The organism is Streptomyces sp. NPDC005483, assembly GCF_040606035.1.
GTDB lineage: Bacteria > Actinomycetota > Actinomycetes > Streptomycetales > Streptomycetaceae > Streptomyces.
The window spans coordinates 1-4,803 of record NZ_JBEXEA010000097.1; the positions used below are offsets into that span (position 1 = coordinate 1).

The window sequence follows — 4,803 nt, forward strand, 5'->3', positions numbered from 1 at the left end:
TCCTCCGCCTTGCAGCCAGACGCACCCAGCCCCGCTCACCTGCACCGAGCAGCACCGTTTCTTGCAGCCGGCCTGATCCGCCGGACAGACCCTAGCCGAGCGCGGACGACAGCCGGTCGGTGTGTAGGCGCCGGGTGACCTCGGTCAGGTCGGCGATGAACATGCCGGCGAGTTCGGCGGTGAAACCGGTGCGTACGACCAGACGCAGGACGGAGACGTCCTGGCAGGGCGCCGGGAAGGTGTATGCCGGCAGGTGCCAGCCGCGGGCGCGCATGGCCTGGGAGACGTCGAACACCGTGAGGCCCTCGGTGCCGGGCGCGAGGCGGAAGGCGAACGCGGGCAGGTCGGAGCCGTCCGTGACCAGCTCGTACGGTCCGATCGCCCGGATCCGCGCGGCGAGCGCGCGGGCCGTCGTACGGTTGCGGGCCGCCAGGTTGCGCAGGCCCTCGAAGCCGTACCGCAGGAAGCTGTAGTACTGCGCGACGACGTGCGCGCCCGGGCGGGAGAAGTTCAGGGTGAAGCTGGGGGAGCTGCCGCCGAGGTAGTCCACCTCGTGGACCAGCTCGTCGGGGAGGGCCTCGGCGTCACGCCACAGCGCCCAGCCGAGCCCGGGGAAGACATGCCCGTACTTGTGGCCCGAGGTGTTGATGGACGCGACGCGTTCGAGCTGGAAGTCCCACATCAGACCCGGGTCGAGGAACGGGGCCACCATGGCGCCGGACGCGCCGTCGACGTGCACGGGGATGTCGGTGCCGGTGGCCGCCTGGTAGCCGTCCAGGGCCAGGCAGATGTCCGCCACGGGCTCGTAGGAGCCGTCGAACGTGGAGCCGAGGACGGTCACGACACCGATGGTGTTGTCGTCGCAGTAGGCGGTGAGCGTGTCCGGGGTGAGGTGGTAGCGGCCCGACTCCATCGGGACGTGGCGCGGCTCCACCTCGAAGTAGTTGGCGAACTTCTTCCAGCACACCTGGACGTTCGAGCCCATCACCAGGTTCGGTCGCGCGGTGTCCTTGCCCTGGGCGCGCCGGCGGGCCTGCCAGCGCCGCTTGAGCGCGAGCCCGCCGAGCATCGCCGCCTCGCTCGAACCGGTGGTGGAGCAGCCACGGACCTGCTCCGGGCGGGGTGCGTGCCAGAGCTTGGCGAGCATCCGCACACAGCGCTCCTCCATCGCCGTGATCTGCGGGTACTCCGCGCGGTCCGCGAGGTTTTTCTCCGCCGTCTCCGTCATCAACTCCCGCGCCTGCGGTTCCATCCACGTGGTCACGAAGGTCGCGAGGTTGAGCCGGGCGTTGCCGTCGAGCATCAGCTCGTCACGCACCCGACGGCAGACCGCGTCGGGCTCCGACATCGACGCGGGCAACTCGTCGACCGGAAGCAGAAGGGGATCGGCGGGCGGGCTGCCGGGGCCGGGTGCGGAGGTCAGGGTGTCGAACTCGATGGCGGGCATGACGTCGGTGTTCGGGATGGGCATGAGTGACTCGATGCCTTTCTGGCTCGTACGGCCCCGTGCACTCCGACGCTAGATCCCCGCCCGGACCTGCATTTGTGCCGATTACACCGATCCAGCGACGCGTTTGCGCACTGATGAACCGGATTTTCCCTTGTACATACTGACGCCCCGGCAGGACCCCGTCCCGGGCGGTCCTGCCCTCCCGGGAACCGTCGCGCCATGGAACGCTGTGTCGGCGGGCCGTCCTGCCGGAAGGAGCCGAAGCGCGGTCGAGTGGGTGTCCCTGCGTGCCGGTGCGCGGCCCGTACCGGAACCGGCGTCCACCGCGCCGGTCTGGTCCGCGGCCTTCGGTGGCGCACTTCTGTTCGTGGCATCGGTGAACGCGGTCATCGGCCAGGGCCGGCGCACTCGCACTCGTCGTCCATTCCGTACTCGCCTCCTGCTGGGTTGGCGCGCCCGCTTCACGGCGGCTCCGCAGACGGCTTCGCCATCCCGCCCGCGGGCACCCTCAGCTCGTCCGTACAGCGCGACGCCTGCTGGCTCACCTGTCTGCTCGCCGCCGCTCTCGCCGGCACGTCCCTGGCCCGCCTCGGCCCCACACGCGCCGCGTTCCGACGCTTTCCTGCCACGAGCACCACGGCACCCGGCGATCCGGGCGGCGACACGCAGCACGGCTGACCGGAACCCGGCGACACGGTCCCGGGCGACCCGGGCAGTGAGTCGCCCGCTCCGGCCCGCGACGGGTGAGGGGCTCAGAGCCAGTCCCGCCGCTTGAAAATCACGTACAGACTGACGCAGACCACACCCATCAAGCCGATCGCGAACGGATACCCGAACCTCCAGCCCAGCTCCGGCATGTGCTCGAAGTTCATCCCGTAGATCGTCCCCACCAGCGTCGGTGCGAACAGGATCGCCGCCCAGGACGAGATCTTCTTGATCTCCTCGTTCTGTTCGAACCCCGCCTCCGCCAACGCCCGCATCTCCGCGTTCTGTTGCTGGGTGACGAGGGTCGCGTTGACCGTGAGGATGTCGGTGAGGGCCTGGCGGAAGCTGTCGACCCGTTCGCTGGTGTGGGTGACGTGGTCGGCGACGTCCCGCAGATAGCGCTGGAGTTCCTCGTCCGTGCCGTACTTCGCGAAACCGGCCATCAAGGCGTGCAGCATGCCGACGAGGGGTCGGGTGGCGCGCTGGAACTCGACCATTTCGCGGGAGAGTTCGTAGATGCGGCGGGAGACCTCCGGGTCGCCGCGGAACACCTCCGTCTCGATCTCGTCGATGTCGTTCTGGACGCCCGCGACGACCGGCGCGTAGCCGTCGACCACCGCGTCCAGGATGGCGTAGAGGACGGCCTCGGGGCCCAGCCCCAGCAGCTCCGGTGTCTTCTCCATGCGGTGGCGGACCGCCGAGAGGTCGGGGGCCGCCCCGTGCCGGACCGTGATCACGAAGTCCGGGCCCACGAACACGTGCAGCTCGCCGAAGTCGACCTCCTCGGGGGCGTCCAGATAGCGGGCCGCCCGCAGGACCACGAAGAGCGTGTCGCCGTAGCGCTCCAGCTTGGGGCGCTGGTGGGCCTCCATCGCGTCCTCGACGGCCAGGGGATGCAGGTCGAACTCCGCGGCCAGGGAGAGGAGTTCGCTCTCCGGAGGCCGGGCCAGGCCGATCCAGGCCATGCCGGACGGCTGTTCGCGCAGCTCGCGGAAGGTGTCCGCGAGCGTCGCGGGGGAGGAGACGCGCACGCCGTCGCGGTACAGGGCCGCCTGGACGATGCTCGGCGGCTCGGCCGTCTCCGCGGCGGGTGGGTCGTCGGCGGGCACCGGAGTCTCCGCTGGCGCGGAGGGCGGGGTCAGGGCGCGGCGCCAGACGGACTTCCTGGAGCGCTTGGCGGCAACGTTCTTCGCGGCGGAGTTCTTCGCGGTGGGGCGGGCGCGTCGCTCGGACATCGTGGCTGCCTCTCGCTCTCGGGTCGAGCCGATGTCGGCGTGATCACGGAGCAGGGTATACGGGGCGAATCACATCCAGGTGGGGCGGCGGCGCGGAAATTCGGCAACGGTTTGCGGACAGCGCCTGTCCGCAAGGGCCTCTAGCGTGTTCCGCATGACGAAGACGACCACCTCGGCCCCCGTGCTCGGCATCCGCGCCCTGAACCGGGCGACCCTCGACCGGCAGCTGCTCCTGCGCCGGTCCGGCCGGTCCGCGAAGGCCGCCGTCGGGCATCTGCTGGGACTCCAGGCGCAGAACGTCAAGCCGCCGTACTACGCGCTCGCCGCCCGCCTCGACGGTTTCACCCCCGAGGAGCTGTCGGCGCTGATGGCCGACCGCGAGGTCGTCCGGATCGTCACCATGCGCTCGACCATCCACACCCACACCGCTGCGGACTGCCTCACCCTGCGGCCCCTCGTGCAGCCCGCCCGCGACCGCGAACTCACCGCCTTCCGCAAGGGGCTCGAGGGGGTCGACCTCGACCGCCTCGCCGTCCTGGCCCGGGAGCTCGTCGAGGCCGAGCCGCGCACCATGAAGCAGCTGAGGGAGGCCCTCCTCGCCGAGTGGCCGGACGCCGACCCGCAGGCCCTCGCCATCGCCGCCCGCTGCAAGCTGCCCCTCGTGCAGATCACCCCCCGCGGGCTGTGGGGCAGGAGCGGCCAGGTCGCGCTCACCACGGCGGAGCACTGGCTCGGCCGCCCCGCCGAGCGCGCTCCCACCCCCGACGCCACCGTCCTGCGCTATCTCGCCGCGTTCGGCCCCGCCTCGGTCAGGGACATGCAGACCTGGGCCGGGCTCACCCGCCTGCGTGACGCCTTCGAGCGGCTCCGCCCCCAGCTGCTGACCTTCCGCGACGAGCACGGCGTCGAGCTCGTCGACCTCCCCGACGCCCCCCGCCCCGCCGAGGACACCCCGGCCCCGCCCCGCTTCCTGCCGGAGTTCGACAACCTGCTGCTCTCCCACGCCGACCGCACCCGCGTGGTGCCGAAGGAGTACTGGGGCCGCAGCTGGCAGGGCAACCAGGCCCACTGCACGCTCCTCGTCGACGGCTTCCTCGCGGGCGTCTGGAGGCTCACCGCGGACACCCTCGTGGTCGAGCCCTTCGGCCGGCTCACCAAGGCGCTGCGGGAGGACGTCACCGCCGAGGGGGAGCGGATGCTCGCCACGCTGCACCCGGGGACGTCGTACGACATCCGGTTCGGGACCGTCGTAGGAACGTGACCCGCGGACCAGGAGTTCTCGGTCCGCCCGGCCCGTCACCGTGATCGGCGGGCCCGCATGGATAGGGGGCGTTGGGGGGGCGCAGGGGGTGGGCCCCACCCCCCCCGCCCCTCAACACACGGCAGCTCGCAAGAAAACACCAGCGGTAAAGG

General features: G+C 71.2%; 4 protein-coding genes. 2 read left to right on the forward strand and 2 right to left on the reverse strand.

The features are described from left to right. Window positions 1-91: 91 nt before the first annotated feature. Window positions 92-1,471: a glutamate decarboxylase gene (locus tag ABZT06_RS50165; RefSeq protein WP_355756547.1), complete on the reverse strand. Its 1,380-nt coding sequence runs from the start codon at window positions 1,469-1,471 to the stop codon at window positions 92-94. A gap of 426 nt (window positions 1,472-1,897) precedes the next feature. Between ABZT06_RS50165 and ABZT06_RS50170 the strand changes: the two genes are divergently transcribed. Continuing rightward, window positions 1,898-2,128, forward strand: coding sequence for a hypothetical protein (locus ABZT06_RS50170; RefSeq protein WP_355756550.1), 231 nt, complete (start codon window positions 1,898-1,900; stop codon window positions 2,126-2,128). 74 nt (window positions 2,129-2,202) lie between these two features. Here ABZT06_RS50170 and ABZT06_RS50175 read toward each other — a convergent pair whose 3' ends face one another. Beyond that, window positions 2,203-3,390: a CorA family divalent cation transporter gene (locus ABZT06_RS50175; RefSeq protein ID WP_355756553.1), complete on the reverse strand. Its 1,188-nt coding sequence runs from the start codon at window positions 3,388-3,390 to the stop codon at window positions 2,203-2,205. 154 nt (window positions 3,391-3,544) lie between these two features. Between ABZT06_RS50175 and ABZT06_RS50180 the strand changes: the two genes are divergently transcribed. Continuing rightward, window positions 3,545-4,651, forward strand: a complete 1,107-nt coding sequence (locus tag ABZT06_RS50180; RefSeq protein WP_355756556.1) for a winged helix DNA-binding domain-containing protein — start codon at window positions 3,545-3,547, stop codon at window positions 4,649-4,651. The last annotated feature ends 152 nt before the right edge of the window (window positions 4,652-4,803 follow it).